The 22,945-nt window shown below is 35.5% G+C and carries 27 protein-coding genes; 13 read left to right on the top strand and 14 right to left on the bottom strand.

Annotated features, from left to right (window positions below; genetic code table 11):
- Nucleotides 1-48 precede the first annotated feature (48 nt).
- On the top strand, nt 49-1,230 hold the full coding sequence (locus GFS03_RS00750) for a mandelate racemase/muconate lactonizing enzyme family protein (protein ID WP_153422050.1): 1,182 nt from the start codon (nt 49-51) through the stop codon (nt 1,228-1,230).
- Between the two features lie 4 nt (nt 1,231-1,234).
- Here GFS03_RS00750 and GFS03_RS00755 read toward each other — a convergent pair whose 3' ends face one another.
- A complete protein-coding gene (locus GFS03_RS00755; protein ID WP_153422051.1) occupies nt 1,235-1,993 on the bottom strand; it encodes an SDR family NAD(P)-dependent oxidoreductase in 759 nt (252 codons plus the stop codon).
- 295 nt (nt 1,994-2,288) lie between these two features.
- On the opposite strand from GFS03_RS00755, the gene GFS03_RS00760 reads away from it, so the two are divergent.
- Nucleotides 2,289-2,855 (top strand): DUF1404 domain-containing protein, encoded by a 567-nt coding sequence (locus GFS03_RS00760; protein ID WP_153422052.1) that lies wholly within the window; start codon nt 2,289-2,291, stop codon nt 2,853-2,855.
- Nucleotides 2,856-2,898: 43 nt separating this feature from the next.
- Here GFS03_RS00760 and GFS03_RS00765 read toward each other — a convergent pair whose 3' ends face one another.
- The 3 genes from GFS03_RS00765 to GFS03_RS00775 are packed head-to-tail and all read right to left on the bottom strand — an operon-like array spanning nt 2,899 to nt 4,718.
- Nucleotides 2,899-3,309 carry a hypothetical protein gene (locus GFS03_RS00765; protein WP_181443768.1) on the bottom strand — a complete coding sequence of 137 codons (411 nt, stop codon included), beginning with the start codon at nt 3,307-3,309 and terminating at the stop codon, nt 2,899-2,901.
- A complete protein-coding gene (locus GFS03_RS00770) occupies nt 3,302-3,715 on the bottom strand; it encodes a hypothetical protein (protein WP_153424520.1) in 414 nt (137 codons plus the stop codon). The genes GFS03_RS00765 and GFS03_RS00770 overlap by 8 nt, the downstream gene beginning before the upstream one ends.
- Before the next feature lie 28 nt (nt 3,716-3,743).
- Complete coding sequence (locus GFS03_RS00775) at nt 3,744-4,718, bottom strand: Rieske 2Fe-2S domain-containing protein (protein WP_153424519.1); 975 nt, start codon at nt 4,716-4,718, stop codon at nt 3,744-3,746.
- Nucleotides 4,719-5,168: 450 nt separating this feature from the next.
- Here GFS03_RS00775 and soxA point away from each other — a divergent pair, with 450 nt between their 5' ends.
- The 9 genes from soxA (at nt 5,169) to GFS03_RS00815 (ending at nt 13,080) form a co-directional block, all read left to right on the top strand.
- Nucleotides 5,169-5,675 (top strand): proton pump complex quinol oxidase subunit SoxA, encoded by a 507-nt coding sequence (gene soxA / locus GFS03_RS00780; RefSeq protein ID WP_153422054.1) that lies wholly within the window; start codon nt 5,169-5,171, stop codon nt 5,673-5,675.
- Nucleotides 5,675-7,204 (top strand): proton pump complex quinol oxidase subunit SoxB, encoded by a 1,530-nt coding sequence (gene soxB, locus GFS03_RS00785; protein ID WP_153424521.1) that lies wholly within the window; start codon nt 5,675-5,677, stop codon nt 7,202-7,204. The genes soxA and soxB overlap by 1 nt, the downstream gene beginning before the upstream one ends.
- Complete coding sequence (gene soxC / locus GFS03_RS00790) at nt 7,197-8,870, top strand: proton pump complex cytochrome B SoxC (protein WP_153422055.1); 1,674 nt, start codon at nt 7,197-7,199, stop codon at nt 8,868-8,870. The genes soxB and soxC overlap by 8 nt, the downstream gene beginning before the upstream one ends.
- Before the next feature lie 11 nt (nt 8,871-8,881).
- Entirely contained in the window at nt 8,882-9,004 is a 123-nt protein-coding gene (locus GFS03_RS13640) for a hypothetical protein (RefSeq protein WP_255424873.1), read from the top strand.
- A gap of 1 nt (nt 9,005) precedes the next feature.
- Nucleotides 9,006-9,200, top strand: coding sequence for a hypothetical protein (locus tag GFS03_RS00795; protein WP_153422056.1), 195 nt, complete (start codon nt 9,006-9,008; stop codon nt 9,198-9,200).
- 213 nt (nt 9,201-9,413) lie between these two features.
- Nucleotides 9,414-10,073 carry an undecaprenyl-diphosphatase SepP gene (gene sepP / locus GFS03_RS00800; RefSeq protein ID WP_153422057.1) on the top strand — a complete coding sequence of 220 codons (660 nt, stop codon included), beginning with the start codon at nt 9,414-9,416 and terminating at the stop codon, nt 10,071-10,073.
- 12 nt (nt 10,074-10,085) lie between these two features.
- Nucleotides 10,086-10,565, top strand: a complete 480-nt coding sequence (locus GFS03_RS00805) for a TRASH domain-containing protein (RefSeq protein WP_153422058.1) — start codon at nt 10,086-10,088, stop codon at nt 10,563-10,565.
- Between the two features lie 102 nt (nt 10,566-10,667).
- Nucleotides 10,668-10,838 (top strand): YHS domain-containing protein, encoded by a 171-nt coding sequence (locus GFS03_RS00810; protein ID WP_153422059.1) that lies wholly within the window; start codon nt 10,668-10,670, stop codon nt 10,836-10,838.
- Nucleotides 10,828-13,080, top strand: a complete 2,253-nt coding sequence (locus GFS03_RS00815; protein ID WP_153422060.1) for a heavy metal translocating P-type ATPase — start codon at nt 10,828-10,830, stop codon at nt 13,078-13,080. The genes GFS03_RS00810 and GFS03_RS00815 overlap by 11 nt, the downstream gene beginning before the upstream one ends.
- A 79-nt stretch (nt 13,081-13,159) precedes the next feature.
- Here GFS03_RS00815 and GFS03_RS00820 read toward each other — a convergent pair whose 3' ends face one another.
- On the bottom strand, nt 13,160-13,597 hold the full coding sequence (locus GFS03_RS00820) for a hypothetical protein (protein WP_153422061.1): 438 nt from the start codon (nt 13,595-13,597) through the stop codon (nt 13,160-13,162).
- Nucleotides 13,598-13,771: 174 nt separating this feature from the next.
- Between GFS03_RS00820 and GFS03_RS00825 the strand changes: the two genes are divergently transcribed.
- Nucleotides 13,772-14,701, top strand: coding sequence for an ABC transporter ATP-binding protein (locus tag GFS03_RS00825; RefSeq protein ID WP_153422062.1), 930 nt, complete (start codon nt 13,772-13,774; stop codon nt 14,699-14,701).
- Nucleotides 14,692-15,495, top strand: coding sequence for an ABC transporter permease (locus GFS03_RS00830; protein ID WP_153424522.1), 804 nt, complete (start codon nt 14,692-14,694; stop codon nt 15,493-15,495). Before GFS03_RS00825 ends, GFS03_RS00830 begins: the two co-directional genes overlap by 10 nt.
- Nucleotides 15,496-15,562: 67 nt before the next feature.
- Here the strand turns inward: GFS03_RS00830 and GFS03_RS00835 are convergent, their stop codons facing one another.
- From GFS03_RS00835 to cutB, 9 genes are all read right to left on the bottom strand, one after another.
- On the bottom strand, nt 15,563-15,985 hold the full coding sequence (locus GFS03_RS00835) for a DUF4898 domain-containing protein (protein ID WP_153422063.1): 423 nt from the start codon (nt 15,983-15,985) through the stop codon (nt 15,563-15,565).
- Between the two features lie 126 nt (nt 15,986-16,111).
- Nucleotides 16,112-16,684 (bottom strand): DUF3501 family protein, encoded by a 573-nt coding sequence (locus GFS03_RS00840; RefSeq protein WP_153422064.1) that lies wholly within the window; start codon nt 16,682-16,684, stop codon nt 16,112-16,114.
- On the bottom strand, nt 16,677-17,864 hold the full coding sequence (locus GFS03_RS00845; protein WP_153422065.1) for a heterodisulfide reductase-related iron-sulfur binding cluster: 1,188 nt from the start codon (nt 17,862-17,864) through the stop codon (nt 16,677-16,679). The genes GFS03_RS00840 and GFS03_RS00845 overlap by 8 nt, the downstream gene beginning before the upstream one ends.
- Nucleotides 17,864-18,298: a rubrerythrin family protein gene (locus GFS03_RS00850; protein WP_153422066.1), complete on the bottom strand. Its 435-nt coding sequence runs from the start codon at nt 18,296-18,298 to the stop codon at nt 17,864-17,866. The genes GFS03_RS00845 and GFS03_RS00850 overlap by 1 nt, the downstream gene beginning before the upstream one ends.
- Nucleotides 18,299-18,380: 82 nt before the next feature.
- The gene (locus tag GFS03_RS00855) at nt 18,381-18,857 is read right to left on the bottom strand and encodes a hypothetical protein (RefSeq protein WP_153422067.1); all 477 of its coding nucleotides are present in this window, start codon (nt 18,855-18,857) and stop codon (nt 18,381-18,383) included.
- Nucleotides 18,850-19,161, bottom strand: a complete 312-nt coding sequence (locus GFS03_RS00860; RefSeq protein ID WP_153422068.1) for a DUF2173 family protein — start codon at nt 19,159-19,161, stop codon at nt 18,850-18,852. The genes GFS03_RS00855 and GFS03_RS00860 overlap by 8 nt, the downstream gene beginning before the upstream one ends.
- 131 nt (nt 19,162-19,292) lie before the next feature.
- Complete coding sequence (cutA, locus tag GFS03_RS00865) at nt 19,293-21,542, bottom strand: glyceraldehyde dehydrogenase subunit alpha (RefSeq protein WP_153422069.1); 2,250 nt, start codon at nt 21,540-21,542, stop codon at nt 19,293-19,295.
- The gene (gene cutC / locus GFS03_RS00870; RefSeq protein WP_153422070.1) at nt 21,539-22,030 is read right to left on the bottom strand and encodes a glyceraldehyde dehydrogenase subunit gamma; all 492 of its coding nucleotides are present in this window, start codon (nt 22,028-22,030) and stop codon (nt 21,539-21,541) included. The genes cutA and cutC overlap by 4 nt, the downstream gene beginning before the upstream one ends.
- On the bottom strand, nt 22,031-22,879 hold the full coding sequence (gene cutB / locus GFS03_RS00875) for a glyceraldehyde dehydrogenase subunit beta (protein ID WP_153422071.1): 849 nt from the start codon (nt 22,877-22,879) through the stop codon (nt 22,031-22,033).
- Between the last annotated feature and the right edge of the window lie 66 nt (nt 22,880-22,945).

The raw sequence follows: 22,945 nt of genomic DNA on the forward strand, positions 1-22,945 counted from the left end.
TTTCCTAGCTGATAAAAACTTTATTTTTCAAAGCCTTTACTTATACATATGTCGAAGATTTCTGAAATTGAGGCATATATTTTAGGTAAAGAGGTAACAAGCGCTCAATGGGCGTCACTAATGGTATTGGTAAAGGTTACAACAAGTGATGGTAAAGTAGGCTGGGGAGAAACTGTAAGTGCGTTAAGAGCCGAGGCTGTTGCAAATTTTGTAAAGAAGATAAACACTGTATTAAAAGGAAGCGACGTATTTAACGTTGAAAAGAACAGGCTAGAATGGTATAAGCATGATTTCAATATGACCATCTCCTTAGAGTCAACAACAGCCTACAGTGCTATAGATATAGCGTCTTGGGATATAATTGGGAAGGAATTTGGAGCTCCATTATATAAGGTACTTGGAGGAAAAACAAGAGATAAAATACTTGTCTACGCGAATGGATGGTATCAAAATTGTGTGAGGCCAGAAGACTTTGCGGAAAAGGCCAAGGAAGTCATAAAAAAAGGGTACAAGGCTTTAAAATTCGATCCATTTGGCCCATATTTTAATGAAATTTCTAAGAGAGGTTTAGATATGGCTGAGGAGAGGGTAAAGGCTGTTAGGGAGGCTGTAGGCGACAACGTGGATATTTTGATAGAGCATCACGGTAGGTTTAGTGCAAATTCCGCAATCATGATAGCAAAAAGGTTAGAAAAATATAATCCATTGTTTATGGAAGAGCCAGTTCATCCTGAGGATATAGAAGGACTTAAGAAATATAGAGCTAATACGAGCTTAAGGATTGCGTTAGGTGAGAGGATAATTAATAAAAATCAAGCTCTTTATTTTATGAAAGAGGGGTTAGTGGACTTTTTACAAGCTGATCTGTATAGAATCGGTGGAGTTACTGAGACCAAGAAAATAGTGGGAATTGCAGAAGCCTTTGACGTATTGATGGCTTTTCACAACGCTCAAGGTCCGATATTAAACGCTGCAACATTACAATTTGATGCGTTTATACCAAACTTCTTAATACAAGAGTCCTTTTATGACTGGTTCCCGAGTTGGAAGAGGGACCTAATATATAATGGAACTCCGATAGATAATGGATACGCTATAATACCAGAAAGACCTGGTTTAGGAGTTGAAGTAAACGAGAAAATGTTAGATAGTTTAAAGGTTAAAGGTGAGGAGTACTTTAATCCAGAGGAACCAGTATGGGTAGTGAAAGGAACATGGAAGGATTACTAGCTAGTTAGATCTCACCTCTAGTTATTTCCTCTGGATCCGGTTTTCTGCTTATTAGTCTACCTCCATCAATTACAATCTCAGTTCCAGTAATAAAGGTGTTTAAATCGGACGCTAAAAAGGCTAATAAATAAGATACCTCAATTGCCCTTCCCATTCTTCCTAATAAAGTGGCTGCTCTTTCGTCTAAATTTTTTGGTGGTTCATCATCTTTGCTATAGATCGGACCTGGTAATACAGTAATTACTTGTATTCCATATTTTCCTAAGTCTATGGCCAAACTCCTTCCCATAGATATTAATCCTCCTTTGGTAGTAACATAGGCAAAGGATCTCTCTAATGGAAACTTCGATTGAATTGCTGAGATATTAATTATTTTCCCCTTAATACTGTTTTTAATCATCAACCTTGCAGCCATTCTCGATAGAAGAAAAGGTGCAGTTAAGTTTAAGCCGATAATTTCATCCCACTCTTCTATGGGAATGTCAAGTACTGAATATCTAGAATTTCGAGAAGCATTGTTAATCAGCACATGAATTGTCCCAACGTTTTTCTCATACCATTCAATAAATGAGAGTATCTCTTCTCTTCGTGTTAAATCAACTTTTTTAAAATATACATTTTTAGGTAAAGAGTTGACTTCTCTCCTACCTATAACGTAAATAGTTGCACCTAATTTACTGAAAAGTTCTACAGTCTTTAAGCCTATACCAGAAGTTCCACCAGTTATGAGGCAAACTTTTTCGCTTAAATCTAATTTAGTCATATAGAATGATCTTAGACCTAAATAAATAAGCTTTGAAGATATATTGAATTCGTTATATAGTTTTTAATTATGATGTATTGTAATATATAAGTATATGAATAGTTTATTATATAATTATTATAGACGTATAGAGGAATGTATTTATGAGTACAGATATCAAAGCAATCTATCATACTTAAATGTGATTATCTATATACATAAATGTTTTAAAAATTGAATAAGAATAATTCTCAAATAACGTAGAAAATCTGTTATTGGGATAAAAGTTCTTAAACCGATTACGTTACTTTATAATATGATCTTAAGTTGGATCAAAGATGAAAAAATCACATTTAAGCCATTAATTCTCCCAATAGTCCTTCTCGTAATTGCATTTAACCCTTTCACAGAAAGCCTAGAATTTTACTCTCCCGCAGTTTACATGATATCACACTATATAGTTTACTTCTCTGGAATATTTATTGGTTATAAGTACTTTAAGGGAGACGTAATTTCTTTAACGCTGGGACTAATACCACCCATTATATGGCACTTACCATACTTTTTCGCATTAGGCGCAGCTTTCATAACGTACAGAGCACTACTCGAAATAACACTTCTTGTTGGCGGGATTCTTGCTGGTTCGTCAATTAAATACATAAAGTTTTACCTAAAAGTTACATTATTCGCACTCTGGATGTTAGGAGACAGTGTACTAGCAATATTATTTATCATAGCTAGCCCAATATATTCAAACACTATTTACAACTTTTCTCCATATTCTCCATCATCCCTTCCAATTGCTGGCGTAGCAATGTTTATTGCAATGAACGTGTTCTTAGGGTACGTTATAGCTAAATACATAAAAGGAATACTAGGGTGAGCGTAAAGGCCTTTCACTAAAAAAGAGAAGTTACTTTTGAAAATTAAATTGCGTAAAATAGAACAGATGACGTGCAAAATAGCGATCCGAAGAATCCTAGTGCCATTAAGTACGCATAATCTGGAGTTAATAAGCCATAAAAAACTAAACCACCTGCAGCTGCTATTCCTATAAACAGTAGATTCAAGAGAGAAAATAGGTACACTGATCTTATACCTTCTCTCACAGATTGAGCAAGCATTGCTGCACCAAAAAACCCTACAAGCATCGCAAGTGTTATATGACTTGATAGTATCAAAGCCTGTGAGTAAGCATTTAGTGGGAATTTATCATAAAATAGTGTAGCAATTCCAGCATAAAATAATCCAGCTAGAAGTATGGTCTCAGTTAAGGAGATATATAACATTAACCTACTTGGCCTTATCCTAGACTGTGACACCACCAATTTACTCACCCCTTCTTATACTATATATTAAACAGCCAGAGGCAGTTATAAGTGCAAATACAAAACCCATTCCCATTTGAAGCAAGTAACCCACATCAATTACACCTCCGAAATAAAATGATCCAGCAAATGCTGCAAAAAGGATTGAAAGAACGTTTAGAATTGAGATTAAAATTGCACCCTTATCTTTATAACTTACAGCAGACGCAAGCATACCTACGCTTAATATAGCAACTAGAATTCCACCGTATAAGTGCATTATTAAGGGTATACCTTGAAGAGGAAGGTTATATACGGCTATTAACATACCTCCAGCATAGAGAACTAACAATATTGCTACCTCGCCGGCAGCTATTGCTGGCATGTAATTCATTCTGGACATCATCTTGCTTATCTGAATATACTTCTCATACATTAGTTCAATAGCTCCCAACACAATCACCTTATTGGTAGGTGTTTCCAGCGCTCTGAAGCTCTGTGTAACAATTACTTGGATTTTGGCCAGATTGTAATATCATTTTTGGACATCCAGTAGCCTGGTCATATGAAGATAGATACGCATACCCTGAAAGATTATTAGTGCGTCCTAATATAGTAGGAGCGTTTAAGTTCATGCCAATTGCGTAAAGGTAATCAGTATTAGAATCCCAATATAGTTGCACATAAGGTAGTGGTCTAACTGTGGGTCCTGTCAGTACAGAAGCTCCATGATAGGGATCATAAGTAGAACCATGACAATCGCAATGTATGACTCCAGGTGCATTAGCTTGTTGAGCAGCTTGAAGCGCCACTTCCGGTAAGAAGTTAGGAGTAGGTAAACCAACTTTCATGTATTTCGGTGGAAAGAAGTGAATCTCAGGTGGAGTGCATCCCAAATGTTGACATATGGCTGAAAAAGCTACTATTGAATTATTGGGTCCAACTCCACCAGGAAAAGTATAAGTCTTACCATTTTCCGGAATTACAACCGTGGTTGGTGGGATTTTTATAGGATTATCGTTCTCATCACCTAAGTTCAAAAGGAAAGTTATATCGCCTTGCATTGGATATTCAAATAGTAAGATCTCCGGGTTGTTTACAGGTATTTGAGATGCTTTAATCGGATTACCGCTGGAGTCGACTATGATTATCCAAGGAAATTGTTTCAAACTTATTTCGGGTTGATTTAGATACGAAATGACTGGAATTGCACTTAATACTGCAGCTGCACCTATACCTATGAGGATGCCCTTTAGGAAAGCTCTCCTACTGGGATCAAGAGGACCTACATTTTTCTCAGCGTAATTATATAAATAATCTCTACCACTTCTAACAAACTCTTTCTCATCAAACTTTGTTTTTGGATCTCTCATTTTTCTTAAAAGTTTAATCGCAAATATAAGGTCATCACGCTTGATAATAGGTATTCCCTTAGCCATACTACTTACCAAATTTACAATGAAACTTAAACCTTAAAAATTTTATTTTAAAATTTTCCATAGCAAATGTTAGCCTTATTTGTTGCAAAAGATTTTTTAGTAATATTATAACCATTTACCTTATATAGAGGGAATTTATTATGCAATCAAATTAACTAAATAAATAAGTAAAAATAAGCACAAACCTTTACGTACTAGAAATGACATGATAAATTAAATAACACATATATAGCTATTTTAACAAGAATATTATTTATCTTGAAAATACCAAGCCAATAAATGAAGTATAGTGAATGTGCGTACCTACAATTTTTCTTATAGTTAACTAGATTGTGTAATTCTAATTTTAATTAACTCAACTTTAACGGAGTCTAAGTTATTAAATCTTTGAAAAATTTCAAATAAAGATTTATAAGCCTCAATACTCTAAAAAAGAATCAGGTGTGAACTATGGATATTAAGGAACACGCTGAAGAAGTGTGGTTTATAATTATGTTGATTTTAGTTGCAACATTCTTCAGTTTGAACGTTTACTATATTCTAACTGGAAAGAGCTTCAGTTTAAGATACGGTTTACCGGAATTCTCTGGCTTACCTCCACAAGCTCAAGCAGCAGTAAGATATTTTGAAACCCACCCACCACCTTCTGGTCAGTATTCTGAGGTCATAAATGGGACATTAGTAGTTAATCTCACTGCAGTACAATACAGATGGATTCCCAACGTTATAGTAGCTAACGTGAGTGAACCAGTAGTATTAATAATAAATTCTCCACAAGTGGATACTGGGTTTTACTTAAGGCTTCCAAATGGGTTAGTTAATATAAATAATGTTCAAGGAATTACAAGCTATGTTTACTTTATAGCTCCTAATCAACCGGGAAATTACACGTGGTATAATGCAGAATACGACGGTTATGCTTCATCGTATATGACTGGAACCTTGGAGGTGGTATGATGAGTATTATGAATCAAATAAAAGATACTGTAGTGCCTAAAAATACGTTAAACGTAGTTTGGCTTTACACAATAGGTTCTATATTCTGGTTAGGAGTTTTAGGAATAGCTGCCATGAATTTGAGGACGTATTTAACGTTTAATAGTAATTCCCCCAACGTGGGAGAACTATACTATACTGCACTAACTATTCACGGTTGGGCCGGTATATTTGGATTTGTTCCTTTAGCTGCGGTAGCTGTAATAGCTTTCGCAATGTATAAGAGTAACTTATCGATTTTGCATACTAAACTAATGTCCATTTTCTTCTGGCTATCTAACATCTTCTTAGCGATTGGGCTTGCTGGATCTCCGGATATGGGTTGGTACATGTACCCTCCACTTGCAATAGAATCAAATAACAACTTCCATGCCTTTCTGTTTTACACTTCGCCTGCACTAATGGGTATGGCTTACTTATCCCTAACTTTAGCCTTCATATTACAGACAGCAATGTTCATAATCTTGATTGCGGACGCATATGCAACTAAACCAAAGAATGAAAGGCTAAACATATTTGGGGCTTATGGAGTAGCTTTTGCAATAGTTATTGCAATAACTCTTCCCGCATTAGCTGCATCTACGTTATGGTATACGTTGTATTTCTTTGCAGGAGTTCCAGTTAACCCGTTACTATGGGCATTACTATTTTGGTTCTATGGACATCCAGTAGTATATTACGTTCCGTTCCCACTATTTGGTGCTCTATACTACTATGTTCCAAAATACGCTGGGAGAGCACTCTTTAGTGAGAAGTGGGCTAGATGGAATATATACTTACTATCAATTGGCTCAATGCTTATATGGGTTCACCACTTGCAAACTTGGCCATTACCTATAGATCTAAGAATCTGGGTAAACCTTTCGACACTGATTTTAGCCTCAGGGTCTGGTCTTACTGTACTTAACTTAGGATTAACAATACTTCTTTCCCAGAAATATAACTGGAAGGATCCAGTTGGAATGGGAGCACTAATTGCATTAGTGGGTTTCATATTAGCCGGTGTCCAAGCATTAGTTTTACCAGAGAACTCAATAAATCCATTATTCCATAATACCTATTACGTAGTAGGACATTTTCACTTAATGATATGGACATTAATAGTAATGGGCTTTACTACAGTGTTTTTAGACATGTTAAGAAGCACATTTGGTGGATTCGACTTCAGTGCACAGGCCTCTAAATGGATGAGAATCGGAATGGTATGGTGGACTGCGCCATTTTTGGGTGTAGGCTATGCCATGTCAGTTATTGGCTATCTAGGAATGTTAAGGAGAATGATAACATATCCAGCAATGTTCCAACCATATAACTTGTTAGAGTCGATCCTCGCTGAGATAGGGATTCCAGGGTTATTATTAACTATATTTGTAGGTATTTTCGATGCGTTAGCTTATGCTTCTAAGCAGAATGTTTTTTCCACTTCAACACCCTCAACTCCCTCTAGTTTACCCGTAATGGCAAAAGATGGGGTGAACAAAAATGGGTGAGGAAAAGAAGGGAATTATAGATACTATAATCGATAGAGTAGGTGTAACTGAAGCGCCACTATTTAAAACACCAGATTACATGTATAATCTATCCTACTGGCTAGGAGCAATGGTAGCTGCAGCTTTCATATATACTGTCATAACTGGTTTATTCCTCTTAATGTATTATCAACCAGCTTACGCGTATCAATCAACACAAAGTATAATTTCCAGTGTTCCATATGGTCCAGTCTTATTATTTAGTCACTTATATGGTGCATACATCATGATTATCTTGGCATATATACATATGTTTAGAAACTTCTACAAGGGAGCATATAAAAAGCCTAGAGAATTACAATGGATAACTGGAGTTATACTTCTATTATTAACACTAGGAGCATCTTTCTTTGGATATAGCCTAGTCAGCGATGTCCTTGGAGTCAATGCAATAAATATTGGAGATCAATTATTAGTAGGTACTGGTATCCCAGGCGCAACAACCATAGTGGGATGGCTTTTTGGACCAGGAGGAAGTGCAGCGCTATCTTCAGATCCCTTAGTGAGATCAGAATTATTTGATAGATTGTTAGGATGGCATATATTACTAGTATTTCTATTAGGAGTTCTATTTCTATTTCACTTCATGCTAGCAGAAAGATATGGAATGACACCTTCAGTTAAGGATAAACCCAAAGTCCCGGCATATTACACTAAGGAGGAACAGCAAAGATTTAATGAGTGGTGGCCTAGAAACTTTGTTTATATGTTATCAATAGTATTACTAACATGGGGGATAATATTATTCGTTCCCAACTTATTAGCAAATATAAATGGGTTACCAATAGTGATCAATCCTTATCCCGCTCCACAAGCAGGATCGCCAGAGTCTACAAGCGTACAACCGTATCCCCCATGGTTCTTCTTATTCCTCTACAAGTTTGTTGACTTCCTATTACCTAACGGAATGCCAATCACTCCAATCTTAGTTTTGGCAGTACTTATTATAGGTCTTTTGATACTAATCTTCCTTCCATTCTTAGATCCCAGTGACGATTTACGTGTTACTAGAAGAAAGTTCTGGACATGGATTGTTAGTACTTTGGCTGTATATCTAATAGAGCTGTCTGTATGGGGATACTTAGAACCAGGTGTCCCAGTCCCATTCTCACAAGAGATAGAATACTTAGGGTTACCGTTAGTCGTTATAGGAGTAATTGTGTACTTATGGCCAGTAAAGCAAGATAGTACCCCAATCACAAGGACTGAGACAAAGGTAATTAAAATGAATATAACTCCAATGGAAATACTCCTCGCCTGCGTATCCTCCTTGTCGTTAGCAGGGACATTTGTAAACTTCCTAACATTTCCAACAGTCATAAATGGTATTATTTTAATACCAGTGGGATTATTTACATTATATATGCTAAGAAGAGTTGCAGCATTTATGGTTGGAAGAAAACCAGTAGCAGCTATGGGAAGCAGTGTAACGGCTAGTTGGAGCAAGAAGGCGGCTTTTTACGGAATAATAATAATTTTCATTGTTTCCCTATTCCTATTAGGTCTAATGTGGACCTTACCAAGTATAGGACCACAATCAACTTATGCTGGAATGGATTTAGGTGTAATCCTAATGCTCTGGGGAATAGCAGTGCAGCTTTATCATTATGAAATCTATGTAAAATAGAGGTGGGGTTGATGAATAAGCTAGGTATAGCAATTTTGGCTCTAATATTTGGAGCCACTGCGTTCATGGCTGGATTTATGGCGTATAATCTGCTGTGGGACTCTGTTAGAATTATATCAATGTTGGTGAGATAACATGAAAATTTATACAATAGCTGGAATTATATCGGGAATAATGGCTTTATTTTTTATAATACTTTCTCTACCTCTTAACCTTATTTCAGCACGGAGTATAGGAGTTGACCCTACAAGCATAATTATGGCAACACTATACATGCTCTTAGCGAGTATAATATTCGTAATACTCTTTAAGGGAATAAACAAGTTGTGAAGATTTATAAATATTTCTAAGTTATTTTTTTATTCATAACACAACTTTGAGTAACATATAATGTTCATAATTGACGTGCAATAGTTATTATTTTTAAATATCTTATGCGTCTTTATAAAACACTTATTATAGAAGGGTATAAAAATGAATTGCGTTATGAACTTAGATTTGGATTAACTATATATACTAAAAATTCTATCATTGTTATCGGCCATGAAATGGAAATATATAATAGTAATTTATGCAATATATATAATTATATCGATGATAGTCAAAATTGTAGGAGAAGCTAATTTTCCAGGTAATATATATTTCTTTTATTTGATCAACCACTCACAACTTGAGGCACTTAATCCCATTATGATATTCTTCAGTAAATACGGCAGGGAGTATATTTGGATACCGGTAACTGCAATCTTATTCATTATAGGTGGGAAGTTTAGGAGAAGTTCACTCTTATTAGTTGGAGGATTTATAATAGCTATAATTTTAGGAGAGGTGTCAAAATATGTAATGGCTCAGCCAAGACCATTTCTAATACTACATAACATAAATTTGCTAGTTTCAGAACCCACTGATTATTCTTATCCCTCGGGACACGCATTAATAGTGGCCGTAGGTGCAACGATAGCTCTCTTAACGTTACCATATTACATCTCAATACCTTTATTTATAGAAGCACTACTTACAAGCTATTCTAGAGTTTATGTAGGGATTCATTGGCCTTTAGATGTACTAAGTGGATGGATATTAGGAATAGCAATAGCTTTAACTGCAATGAATCTGGAAAAGTTTATTTCAACGATTTATAACAAGCTAGTTAACTCCGTTGTTGGTAGTGGAAGAAAAACAAATTTAAAACGTCAAAAGTAAAGGAAAAATCTTGTGGAAAAACTAACAGATTTAGAATTTAGAGCATTGGAAATTTTAAGAGAAGATTCTAGGATAAGTGTTACGGAGCTAGCGAAGAGGCTTAATATTAGCAGGAGTACTGCTACCAGACTTTTGAGAAATCTTAGAAGGAGAGGGGTGAAATTCACTATTAAATTTCAGAATGAACCTTTCATCGCTTTTGCGATTTCAGAGTCTTGTGACAGTGACGAATGTTATAAACTGTTGGATGGTAGATTTATTAATATAGTAAGAGCCAATACACTAGAAAGTTTAGAAAATAAGTTAAAAAATGTGAAGAGAAAAGATTTAGTATTTATAGGCAAGAGCAACTTTGTTGTTAAGTGTGATTACTGTGGTAAAGAAATATATGATAACCCATTAACATACAAGGTGGGAAGAAGAACATATTACGCTTGTTGCAATTCTTGTTTGACGGAGTTAAAGAAAAAATTTGCACGTAATGATGATTAACATTTACACAAGTTTTAGAGTCATTTTGATCGTTATATGATGTAAGTAGATGCAAATTGATAGAGGAAAAAGTTCTTTATAATAGAGGCAATAATTGATATTATGATAATTGATCCCGTTTGCGGAATGGAAGTAGATGAAAAAAGTCAATATAAAACAATGTACAAAGGGAAGGTATATTACTTTTGCTCATCTCACTGTTTAAGGGAATTTCAGAAGAACCCAGAGGAATACTTAAGGAGTGGACCCAAAGGGATGCCACATGGCCACTGAAAAGAAGGAGGAGTTGAAAATTAAAGATAATGAGGAACAATTAAGAATAGTTGGGATGCATTGTGCAACATGCGTGATGACTGTATCCAAATCTTTGAAGTCAGTTAGTGGAGTTAAAGATGCCGATGTAAATCTAGCAACTGGAAGTGCTAAAGTAATCCTAAGCGGAAACGTCAAATTAAAAGAATTAGTAAAGGCGGTAAGAAAGGCAGGCTATGATGTTGTCACACAAAAATTTGCTATAAAATTGAATGTTAACCCAGAGGAAATGCCTAAAATTGAGAGGAAATTTGAAACTATTAAAGGTATAGTTGATGTGAAATCCAATGCTGGTTTAGGATTAGTAAGTATAGAATACAATCCAGAATCCACTACTCCAGAGAAGATACTGAAAGAGGCTGGAGTAAAGGGAGAAATAATAGATGAGCGACGTAGCGAGAGGAGTATACTCTATAAGGACTTCTATGATATATTAAGGAGATTGATAGTAGGTATAGTATTTACACCTTTGACGTATCTATTTCCATTCTTTTTTAGCATATTAGCATCAATACCAGTACAGTTCTACTCGGGGTTAAGATTTCATAAAGGCGCGTATAGAGCATTAAGAAATAAAACTACTAATATGGATGTGCTCGTCTCCTTAGCGTCAAACATATTATGGTTCTCTGGAATTCTCCTTCATACCACATTTTACGCTGACGCTTCATTATTGATAACCTTCATACTTGTAGGTAAAACATTAGAAGCGTATATTAAAGCTAAGATGAGTACCGAAATACGTATAGAGCCCTATAAGGCTACTCTGAAAGACGGAAGAGTAGTTAACTCTAATGAATTAAAAGTAGGTGATATAGTAATTGTTAGGACAGGGGAAAGAATACCAGCTGATGGAATAGTTGAGAGTGGAGAGGGTGAGGTAAACGAGGCAATACTTACTGGAGAGCAGAAACCAGTATTAAAGAAAAAAGGGGATAACGTCCTAGCTGGTGGTATTTTAGTAAATGGTTACTTAGAAATATATGTTACTAGAAACTGGGATAGGAGTTATATTGTACAAGTAACAGAGAGTGTAAAAGAAGCCTATAATGCTAGAGTTTCTATCCAAAACCTGGTGGATAAAGTTTCATCAATATTCGTACCTATAGTTATCACTCTTTCAGTACTTACGTTTCTGATTTGGAAATTAGTATTGGGTTATGACCTATATTCTTCACTACTTTTTGCTGTTGCAGTATTAGCTGCAGCTTGCCCATGTGCATTAGGCTTAGCCTCACCTATGGCAATGTTAGTCAGTGTTCGTAGGGCATTAAAAAGAGGTATTATAATTAGGGACGGTAGTATTTTAGAAGAAATAAGAAATGTTAATGTTGCAGTCTTAGACAAAACTGGTACTGTAACTGAGGGTGAGTATGTAATTGTTAGTAAGAAGGAGCTTATTAAAGGAGCTTTAGATTTGGCTGCAATTGCAGAAAGTAGAAGTATACATCCTATTGCTAAGGCATTTCATAAAATGAATATGAAAGGGGGAGAGGTTGAGCAATTTGAGGAATTTCCGGGTAGGGGAATATATGCTAAAGTAAACGGATATGATGTAATTGTAGGAAGTAAAGATTTCGTGAAGAGCAATTGTGATTGGAATGTAGAAGATGAGGGAGATATTTTGATTTGTGTTAATGGAAGAGCGGGAGGAATAGTTAGCATAAGAGATAAGCTTAGAGATGATGCTAAAAGGGTTATAAATTATATGAAAGAAAGGGGAATTAAAGTAATAGTAGCAACTGGAGATAGTAGTGCTTATGCTGATGAAATAGGGAAGGAGTTAGGTGTTGAAGTTCGTAAGGGATTAACTCCAGATGATAAAGCAGAGTTCGTGAAGGAATTAAGGAAAAATGGTAATAAAGTGATGTTCATAGGTGACGGAATAAATGATGCCATTGCTATGAGAGAAGCTGACGTAAGTATAGCTATCTCCAGTGGTACAGATTTAGCTAAGAGTGCTGGTAAAGTTATAATTAATTCATTAGATGACGTAATAGAACTATTTGAGCAAGCGAAATTAGGAGTTAGAAAAATTAAGGAGAATTTAGCTTGGGCATTTGGCTATAATACAGTGATAATACCTATTGCTGCCGGAATATTTTACCCAACTCTATCTCTATATTTACCTCCGGAATATGCAGCACTTGCAATGGGATTTAGCAGTGTGATAGTGAGTTTATGGTCACTGGTTCCAATTTAACATAAATAAAAAGGGAATAGAGAGGTATATCTTGAAAATTAAATATAAAATATTTTATATACAAAAATTCTATCTTTTATTAAGCGTTAACGACAACTTCTTTCTTGTTAGCTTCTTCTTGTTTCTTCTTTCCCTCAACTTTAGACATAATATAGTTTATTGCTCTTTGTAACTCAGCCTTATGCTTAGTCGTAATGTGTTTTTCTAATTTCCCTTCGTCAAGTTTTTCATTGCAGAGAAGGCATGTGTACATTCCATCTGTTTTATATACAATTGGGCTTACTTTGGCATTTGATTGTTTTATCAACGCTATTAGTCTTCTAGCCTTCCCCTCTCCACCAGCCTTCTCTACAAATCTCATTATGTTTCCCCTGATTGTGTGCTTTGTTATTCCATATTTATATGCTAGTACACTTGGTCTTTCTCCTTCTACCAGATAGCTATATATAGCATCAACTACATATGCTTTATCAGCAAGCATCTTTATGGCTATATATTTTATACTCTCATTAGTCATACATGATATATTCTCCTAGTAGTTTTTAAACCTTTCTATTATAAGTATCTAATACTTATACCCTATTAATCTTATCAACAATACTAATATAGTATTAAAGGGAGTTAACTTAAGAAGAAAAATCCTTATGTTTTCTGCAAAAAGTTTTTAGCATTATTGTCAATACTTTAACTAATGATTAAAACAATTGATATTTCAAAGACTTTTAAAGTAAAGAATAAAGAGATAAAAGCTGTTGACAAGGTATCCTTTGAAATAGAAAGGAACACGACAGGGGCTTTGGTGGGTCCAAATGGTGCAGGAAAAACAACCTTAATTAAGATGCTTTCGACTCTCATAATACCTAGTTATGGTGATGCTTTAGTTAATGGCTATAGCATAACTAAAGAGGAAAAGAAAGTTAAAGAATCAATAGGTTTAGTTACGGTGAGTGAAAGGTTATTCTATTATAGACTAACTGCCCTAGAGAACTTAGTATTCTTCGCCAGTTTACAAAACTTATCCCTATCTGACGCTAGGAGAAGGGCAAAGGAGGTATTGGAAATTGTAGGATTGTCGGAATGGGAAAACATACCATATATGAAGTTTAGTACCGGAATGCAGAGAAAATTGGCATTAGCCAGAGCGCTAATAACAGATCCACCAGTTTTGCTATTAGATGAACCCACCTTAGGTTTAGATCCACTCTCAGCTAGAATGTTTAGAGATTTAGTTAGAAGAATTGGTAGAGATAAAACTATTCTCCTTACCTCGCATTACATGAAAGATATTGAGGAGTTAGCGGAGAAGATAATACTATTAAAGAAAGGTAAAGTAATAGCTGAAGGAAACAAAGAGAATTTAAAGAATTATTTAGGCAAAGTAATAGAAGTAGAAGTAAACGAGTATCCATTATCATTAGGCAAATACGTAGTGGAAACTTCAACACACTACTACATTTTGAGGATTCCAGAGAAGGAACTTGAAGAATTAAAGGATTATAGGGTGATTAAAGAGGAGGAGCCGTCATTAGAAGATGTGTATATATATTTGATAGGAGACGTTGAGGATTCTGCAAGGCTTGAAGCAGTAAGGAGAGGAGAATGGGGAGGAAGATGGGGATAAGCGGAAAACTCTACTCCTTCTTGTATTTAAGAGGATTTAAGGTATGGGTATCGTATAGGACCCAAACAATATTAACAGTATTAGGTTGGGTTCTTCCAGTTTTCACATATTACTTCACCGGGACTGCATTAGGAAATAGACTAGTGAGTGAAGTAGGAGTAAGTAATTATACGGCATTTTTTACCATAGGATTAGCTTTCCAGGGATATGTATCTTCAGTTATTTCTACTATAAGTCAAAGGTTGCGTAATGAACAACTATACGGAACAATTGAATACTATGTTATCTCAAGGACCGGAACGTTTGGGTTTTTGTTATATTCTGCACTCTGGGGTCTTACTCTAAATACAATAAACGCTGTTATTATTTTAGCCATAGGGTTTGCGTTAAACATACATTATAACGTTAATGTACTCAGTGCAATAGTAATTATAGTGTTGTTGATATTATCAACCTTAGGTATAGGTATGATAGCTGGAGCTGTCACAATGATAACAAAACAAGGTAATCCTATTTCATTCTTCTTTAATACCTTTACAAACCTAATTGGAGGTACAGTATTTCCAGTCACAGTACTTCCATTATTTGTTAGGTATATAAGTTACGGAATTCCTTTAACGTGGGCACTAGAGGGACTAAGAGAAGCATTCTTAAATGGAACTCCTATAACGGGCGTTGCCCAGTTTATTATAATATTAACCATATTTGATATAGTTCTATTACCATTAGGTATATTTTCATATAATTACGCATTCAAAAAAGCTAGAGAAAAAGGTACTTTAGCAGAATACTAATAGACAAGTGACGATTTAACACTATGGCAATATCTTAAAAAGTATAAGAAGAAAGATTACTCGTGAGTTAAAATGTTATACCGAGAGAGTATAGATTTAGATGAGTTTTTGACCCTTGAGGCTCTGGGTGCATACTAATCATTCTATTTTTGTCGCTATTGGCTTCGCTATTAACGGTTTTACTAGCAATGACACGAAATCCGATAACCATTCTATCTTTCTCCACTCTAGTACTATATAATACAATTATTGAGCAACTAGTCCTTATCCTAGTTAATTCATTTTTGATTGTATTACCCAAATCATCTCTACTAGTTGGTAATATGACGAGGACATCTCTTACATCTTTAGGCAATATAAGGTTAAAGAACTTCGTATAATCAGATATTATCCTTAAGCTATAGCTCTTAAGGTTGAAAATCTCCCTGCTTCTAGCCACAGTCATAATGAAATCTTCAAGGTTTCCAGTGCCGGCAGAATTAGTCAACATAACTACTACCTTTTATTAAATATATTAGCATTAGACTTTTTAAAGTTTATATGTATTTGGCACTTTTTATGCTCTATATAAAAATTATAGCGTAATACACTATCTAATTCTTGGGAAAAAGAGTTTTTATATCTTTTCACAAACATCGTACGCTTCTCTGATCAAATCCTCTGCTAGGCTCTTATCTATTTTAGTCGAATATCTATAATTCTCATGAATTACATGAACTTCCATATCAGTATTTTTCTCACCCTCAAGATCAAATGTTAAATATTGAACTGTAGAAAACTCTCTACCTTGATCCCTTCCTCCTTCTGGGATTCCTTGAATTAGCTTGTTTCCCACTTTTAGAAATATTGAATTATATATACCTCTTAGATTATCATAGACCCAATCCAGGTCCTTAAAGTCATAGGAATGGATATAAAGAGAGGCTTTTATCTTACCATCGCATGGAAGTAATGTTGAGTAAATCCTTATCTCTTCAAGTATATCTTCTTTTTTCTCCTTTTTATCTAGATATACCATTTCTTGAATCTGTTGAAGCACTGTATCTCTATTTTCAAATAATAACGTCAACCTATCTCCTAACTCTATTCTTCTTTTGTTCTTTATCTCAATAATTCTCCTTATTCTATCCATTCTTACTTTTTCATATGTCTCCCAAGGTAGGATATCTTGTAAAGTTATTTTAACCATTTTTCATCGCCTCCTTTAACAATTGAATTGGATGTAAGGGTCTTCTTCCCGAAGACTTTTCTATTTGAAGCCCAGCTAAGGGGCATTCAGTTGAAAAAAGATCAGCTTTACTTTGTTTGAAAGCTTCCATCATTTTACTTCCTACTCTTTTAGCAGTATCATAATTTCTTAATCCCCATCCACCATCTATACCAGAACAACCGTTATTGGAAATGTCGACTTTCGCTCCCATAGACCTCAATAGCCTAACCCCAGGTAATCCTAACTGTAAGAACTTAAGGTGACATGGAGGATGATAATACACATTCTTCTCAATCTTACCCTTTAGTTCTATCTTGCCCTCATTCTTCAATTTTAAGAGATACTCCATTGCGTCATAAACCTTAGGTACTTCCTTGTCCAGAATCTTCTTATATTCCCTAATCATTAACGTACAAGTTGGTATGGGTGAAACTATGTCATAACCTTTCCTTACCAAATCCTCTATCATCTTAGTATTATACTCGGCGTTTTTCTTAAGCCTGTCAACATCCCCAGAATCCAGCATTGGAGCCCCACAGCAAACAAAATTAGGAACAATTACTTCTATACCCAATTCGTTATATACCTCTATTAAATCCTCTCCGATTTCTGGAAAGAAATTCTCTACTAAGCAAGTGGGGAATAGTGCAACCTTTGCTTTTGGATTATCAATAGGTTTCGGCTTAACTCTTTCCCTTAAGCCTTTCTCCGCAACGGGTAGTGTTGGAGCTTCTTTATGAATCCCTAATAACTCCTTGTTCTTCTCCATAATTACCTTGGCTAAGGGTCTAGCAAACTTCACACCATCTAACATTTCAAATATAAAGTCCCTTACAGTTAGTCCTCTCTTTTTCTTATAATATAGCCACGCCCATTCCATAAGACTAGGAAAGTCCATGTTAAACTCATGAGGAGGAACATAGGGACAATTAACGTAGCACATCTTACAGTGGAAACACTTAGATGCCACATCAAATAAGTCATCTAAGGTTAAGTTCTTGGGACCTTTTTTATCAGTATAAGTAAACATAAGAGGAAATGAGTCACAATAATTGAAACATAACCTACAACCGTGACAAACACTCGCTTGTCTTATAAATTCTGATAATAATTTATTTGAATCAAAAAAAATAGGATTACTTGGATTTAAAGTATACATTACTTGCCTCCCTTTAGCTGGTTAAGGACAGCTGTGAATTTCTCCGCATGACTCTTTTCTGCTCTTGCCAAGGTTTCAAACCACTCAGCAATTTCATTGAATCCTTCTTCTCTAGCTACCTTAGCATACCCTGGATACATTTGAGTCCATTCGTAAGTCTCTCCTGCTACCGCTGATTCTAACATTTGCTCTAATGTTCCAATAGGTTTGTCAGTAGCTGGATCACCAATTCCTCCTTGTCTTATGAAATCTAAGTGTCCAAACGCATGGGCAGTTTCACCTTCCGCTATGCTTCTCAATAACCCAGCAATTTCGGGATATCCCTCCTCGTCAGCTCTCTTAGCGAAATATAGATATCTTCTATTTGCCATTGCTTCTCCACAGAATGCCTGCCTTAGGTTCTCGGCAGTTTTAGTTCCTTTTAACTCTTTCATCTTCTCACGCTATACTACTTTATTACTGCTAGTTTTTAAAAGTTTCTATCATTATTACCTACAAGTATATTTTAAAAAAGAGTCATTCTAACCTATAGGAGAAAGTAGATTTAGAAAGTGCTAGAAATATTACTCCTATTATTAATAGGAGTGTTGGTATATAAATGCGGGGTTCTGGTGCCATAAAATTAAATATAGGGGTAAAAAGTGAATAATAGAATAGTAATATTGAAAGAACAACTAATACTGCTCCAGTTATTATGAAGGCTTTAGTATAGGTATAATATGTGAATAAATCTTGCCAATCAGCTTTCTCGTTATCTATAATTATAGCTAAACCCCTCATAAAGGTTAAAGACTTATCATTGCCGAACATTGCGAAACCATTTATCTTGTTAAAACCTAGTTCTTTTGCTTCTTCATTTCCCTTTTTCAAATTAAATTTTATTACATCAACTAATTTAGATGGATCCTCGATATTTGAACTTTCCTCAATTTTACCTTCTTCATTGATTTTTACATGTCCAATATATCCTTTCAATTTCTTTATATTAGCCATTTCTTATGACCTCACCTTTTAAGATAGCCTTTATTAATAAGTCCCAATTAGTTTTCTTGGCATTAGTTATTACTAAGTAATCATCTAAAAATACAACTCCCATGTCATCTAATATCATAGCAAACCCTCTAAATGGTTCAAGAAATTTTAACTCTCTAGCTTCGTTTGCTCCAATTTTCATATTCTCCATTAAAATCTCACTTAATTTATCAAGATCAATCAAGATATCCTCACCTTGTATTTTAGTGAGTTTACCTTCATGAAATCTAAATATTGCAATTACACCGGGTATTTTATCCATCATTTCCATTCACTCATTATATAAATATGGTATTTTACATAAATAAGCTTTACCTTCAAAATAATAACTTATTACACTAAATCTAAAAGATAGTTATTAATTATATTTCTAAAAAATAATTAATAAAAAAGTTATCATCTTTTACTCATGATTGCCTTTAAAATTTCCTCTGGAGTTGTTGGAGTTTTAGTGAATCTAGCACCAACAGCATCTTCTAAAGCCCTAATTATCACTGCCGGACCTACTATTAATGCAGCCTCGCCAACACCTTTACTACCAGTTGGATAATTGGATGGATGGTACTGATCAGCAAATATCGAGGTAAACTTAGGCGCTTCAACAGCTGTAGGAACATAATAGTCAGCATAAGTTACAATTAATTGGCCATTCTCGTTAAGTAATGCTTGTTCATATAACGCTTGCCCAACAGCTTGAACACCTCCACCATGAATTTGTGCTTCCGCTAATGCCGGATTTACAACCTTTCCAATATCGTCATATGCCCTATATTCTAAAACTCTGGCAATTCCAGTATCATCCACTTCCACTGTCGCAATATGGACTCCATATGGGAAAGTTACGTCGTTCTCATACATTATCTTCTCCACTAATCCGGGGTCATGACTTCTATAAGCTATGCTAGCAACGTCATCCCAACTCATCTTCTTACTTGGATCACTCTTTAACTTAAACTCTCCTTTCTCATACTGAACTTCTTGAACATCGACATTCCAAGTAGATGCGGCAATTCTCTTCATCTTATCCAAGATCTTTTCCGCAACTTTGATTGCAGCAGAGCCTCCTATTGTTACAGATCTTGAACCGTAAGTTCCCATGCTAGCTGCCACGGTATCAGTGTCTCCCCAAATAACCCTAACCCTGCTTATATCTATTTGTAACGCATCCGCTACTATTTGAGCTATGGCAGTTTCTGTCCCTTGACCATGTGGTGTTGTACCAGTTATTACTAATACATCTCCCCTCTCATCTACTCTAATTTCAGCGTATTCCCACGGACCAAAACTGCATATCTCCAGATAATACGCTAACCCTACTCCAACCCTATGACCTTTCTTTCTCTCCTCTTCAGCCCACTTCTTAAGTTCGTAATAACCTAGCCTCTTCACGCCTTCTCTTAATAATCCCACATAGTCTCCACTATCATACCTTAAACCAAATGGATTAGTATATGGTAATTCGGTAATTAGATTCTTTTCTCTGATACTTACGTCGTCTAATCCTAACTCATCAGCTACAGTACTCATTATCCTCTCAATAATATATGTTGCTTCTGGTCTACTAGCTCCTCTATACATAGTAATTGGGGGAGTATTAGTATAAACTGCAACGCTTTCAATATCCAGGTTACGTATCTTATAGGGACCGGGTATCATCATAGGTATTATTAATGGTTGGATACCAGCGGTTACTGTTATATAAGCTCCTAGATCTAGTAACAATTTACCCCTAATACCTAGGATAGTTCCATCTCTTTTAGCTGCAACCTCACCGGTGAAAATATTATGCCTAGCTTCACTTGCTAACATCTCTTCACTTCTGGTAGCTGTCCATCTCACTGGTCTTCCTAAAATAATTGATGATGCTACAACTGCCAGTTCTTCTGGCATTAGATGAACCTTAGCTCCAAAGGCACCTCCAACGTCTGGCATACTGACTCTTATCTTACTTTCAGGTATACCAAATATTCTAGAAAATTCCAAACGCATATAGTGAGGTACTTGCGTAGAATACCATACTGATAGCGTACCTCCTTCATATCTTGATACTATTCCCCTAGGTTCCATGGGATTAGGAATTAATCTTTCATTTATGGCTTCAACCCTAATTACCTTATCAGCTTCACTAAATGCCTTATCAACCTCTCCTGCCTTAAATGGAATCTTAAAGGATATATTAGTCTTTAACTCCTCATGGATTATAACTTGATCTTTCTCAGCATCTTCCATTTTAGTTACTGGTTTCAAAGGCTCATAATCCACTACTACCTTATCTATAGCATCTCTAACGCTATACTTATCTTGGCCAAGAACAATTGCTACCGGTTCGCCTACATATTTAACCTTATTATCTGGAAACGCCTTCCTCTCACTATATCTAAATGATCTTATATCTATATACGTTGGCCAAGGTCTAATTCCACCTTTTAATAAGGGGTTGATTTCCTTTGCAGTAAATACTGCAACTATACCATTGACCTTCAATGCATCGCTAACGTCAATTCTCTTAATGATCGCATGAGGATAAGTACTTCTAACAAAACCTGCATATAGGGCTGGTATCCTTATATCATCAACATATGTACTTTTGCCTGTTACGAATTTGTCATCATATAATCTTTTTACTGGTTTACCCACGTAACTCATGCTCTCAACCTCCTCGAGGCATCTAAAACTGCCTTAACTATGTTTTGATACCCAGTACACCTACATATGTTACCATGAAGTCCATCTCTAACCTCCTCCTCAGAAGGATTTGGATTTTCTTTTAGCAAGAAATACGTTTGCATTATCATTCCCGGCGTACAGAAACCACACTGAAGTGCAAAATTCTCCTTAAACGCCTCTTGAATTGGATGAAGCTTAGAATCTACTGAGAGACCCTCAATTGTAGTTATTTCTGCACCATCAGCTTGCACCGCAAACAACGTACAAGATTTTACTGATTTGCCATTCAATAAAACTGTACATGCGCCACAAGTAGTAGTATCGCAACCGATTTTTGTCCCCGTTAAACCTAATTCTTCTCTTAAAAAGTCAACTAATAGCATCCTTGGACTTACATATCTCTCATACAATACTCCGTTTACCTTAACTTTTATTTTAACTTTCTCTCCTTGATTAACTATTAACATTTAACCAGACACCTCCTTTAAGGCTTTTCTAGTTATAACCTTCACAACTTCCTTCCTATACCAAGAACTCCCCCTAGTATCAGAAGGGGGATTTATTTGACTCGAAACCTTATTTACAATTTCCTCTATTAAGTCATTATTTAACCTTTTACCTATTGCATTTTTCTCAACTTCTAGCGCTCTAAATGGCTTCTCCCCAACTCCACCATAGGCTAATCTAATATCTTCCACCTCATTTTGCCTTAATTTTATTGCTAATGCTAAGGATACAAGTGCAAGGTCTCCAGCTCTTCTCACAACTTTTCTATAAGTTGTTTGATATCCCTCCAAGTTAGGTAAAACAATCTCAGAGATAATTTCGCCTTTCCTTAAGTCTGTGGTGAATGCGCCTTTAAAGAAATCTAAAGCATTAACTGATCTATTGCCAGATGCTGAGGATAGAACAATTTCGGCATTTAACGCAGTAAGTACAGTGGGGATATCAGCTGATGGATCAGCGTTTGCAGCGCTACCACCAATAGTACCTAAGTTTCTAACTTGCATATCTCCTACTACTTTAACTGCTTGATGAAGCAATGGTACGTTTACCCTTACTAGATCGTTCTTTAGTATTTCATTATATCGAGTTAGAGCACCGATTTTAGTCGAGTTATAGGAACTTCTTACATAACTTAATGAAGTTATAGGATTTAGGTCAACTATATAATTGGGCGATATCACACGAAGTTTAAGCATAGGAATTAAACTTTGTCCTCCTGCAAGGGGCCTCGCATCATCGTGGGAATCTAGGAATTTCGTAGCCTCCTCAATACTACTAACCCTAACATATGTAAAATCTGGTGGATACACATGTTATATTATGCTATTAGCTATTTATTTTATCATGTAAAAAATATTTAGGTAGGAATATTGAGT

The organism is Sulfolobus sp. E5-1-F (genome assembly GCF_009601705.1).
GTDB lineage: Archaea > Thermoproteota > Thermoprotei_A > Sulfolobales > Sulfolobaceae > Saccharolobus.

What these genes read in the sequence shown, in the direction of transcription:
- cutC (WP_153422070.1), bottom strand. Translation starts at nt 22,030, where the DNA reads ATGTTAATAGTTAATCAAGGAGAGAAAGTTAAAATAAAAGTTAAGGTA.
- GFS03_RS00755 (WP_153422051.1), bottom strand. Translation starts at nt 1,993, where the DNA reads ATGACTAAATTAGATTTAAGCGAAAAAGTTTGCCTCATAACTGGTGGA.
- GFS03_RS00845 (WP_153422065.1), bottom strand. Translation starts at nt 17,864, where the DNA reads ATGTATACTTTAAATCCAAGTAATCCTATTTTTTTTGATTCAAATAAA.
- GFS03_RS00860 (WP_153422068.1), bottom strand. Translation starts at nt 19,161, where the DNA reads ATGATGGATAAAATACCCGGTGTAATTGCAATATTTAGATTTCATGAA.
- GFS03_RS00760 (WP_153422052.1), top strand. Translation starts at nt 2,289, where the DNA reads ATGATCTTAAGTTGGATCAAAGATGAAAAAATCACATTTAAGCCATTA.
- GFS03_RS00810 (WP_153422059.1), top strand. Translation starts at nt 10,668, where the DNA reads ATGATAATTGATCCCGTTTGCGGAATGGAAGTAGATGAAAAAAGTCAA.
- cutA (WP_153422069.1), bottom strand. Translation starts at nt 21,542, where the DNA reads ATGAGTTACGTGGGTAAACCAGTAAAAAGATTATATGATGACAAATTC.
- GFS03_RS00750 (WP_153422050.1), top strand. Translation starts at nt 49, where the DNA reads ATGTCGAAGATTTCTGAAATTGAGGCATATATTTTAGGTAAAGAGGTA.
- GFS03_RS00775 (WP_153424519.1), bottom strand. Translation starts at nt 4,718, where the DNA reads ATGGCTAAGGGAATACCTATTATCAAGCGTGATGACCTTATATTTGCG.
- GFS03_RS00850 (WP_153422066.1), bottom strand. Translation starts at nt 18,298, where the DNA reads ATGAAAGAGTTAAAAGGAACTAAAACTGCCGAGAACCTAAGGCAGGCA.
- GFS03_RS00835 (WP_153422063.1), bottom strand. Translation starts at nt 15,985, where the DNA reads ATGTTGACTAATTCTGCCGGCACTGGAAACCTTGAAGATTTCATTATG.
- GFS03_RS00770 (WP_153424520.1), bottom strand. Translation starts at nt 3,715, where the DNA reads ATGTATGAGAAGTATATTCAGATAAGCAAGATGATGTCCAGAATGAAT.
- sepP (WP_153422057.1), top strand. Translation starts at nt 9,414, where the DNA reads ATGAAATGGAAATATATAATAGTAATTTATGCAATATATATAATTATA.
- GFS03_RS00795 (WP_153422056.1), top strand. Translation starts at nt 9,006, where the DNA reads ATGAAAATTTATACAATAGCTGGAATTATATCGGGAATAATGGCTTTA.
- GFS03_RS00815 (WP_153422060.1), top strand. Translation starts at nt 10,828, where the DNA reads ATGGCCACTGAAAAGAAGGAGGAGTTGAAAATTAAAGATAATGAGGAA.
- GFS03_RS13640 (WP_255424873.1), top strand. Translation starts at nt 8,882, where the DNA reads ATGAATAAGCTAGGTATAGCAATTTTGGCTCTAATATTTGGAGCCACT.
- GFS03_RS00825 (WP_153422062.1), top strand. Translation starts at nt 13,772, where the DNA reads ATGATTAAAACAATTGATATTTCAAAGACTTTTAAAGTAAAGAATAAA.
- GFS03_RS00830 (WP_153424522.1), top strand. Translation starts at nt 14,692, where the DNA reads ATGGGGATAAGCGGAAAACTCTACTCCTTCTTGTATTTAAGAGGATTT.
- GFS03_RS00840 (WP_153422064.1), bottom strand. Translation starts at nt 16,684, where the DNA reads ATGGTTAAAATAACTTTACAAGATATCCTACCTTGGGAGACATATGAA.
- soxC (WP_153422055.1), top strand. Translation starts at nt 7,197, where the DNA reads ATGGGTGAGGAAAAGAAGGGAATTATAGATACTATAATCGATAGAGTA.
- GFS03_RS00820 (WP_153422061.1), bottom strand. Translation starts at nt 13,597, where the DNA reads ATGACTAATGAGAGTATAAAATATATAGCCATAAAGATGCTTGCTGAT.
- soxB (WP_153424521.1), top strand. Translation starts at nt 5,675, where the DNA reads ATGAGTATTATGAATCAAATAAAAGATACTGTAGTGCCTAAAAATACG.
- GFS03_RS00855 (WP_153422067.1), bottom strand. Translation starts at nt 18,857, where the DNA reads ATGGCTAATATAAAGAAATTGAAAGGATATATTGGACATGTAAAAATC.
- soxA (WP_153422054.1), top strand. Translation starts at nt 5,169, where the DNA reads ATGGATATTAAGGAACACGCTGAAGAAGTGTGGTTTATAATTATGTTG.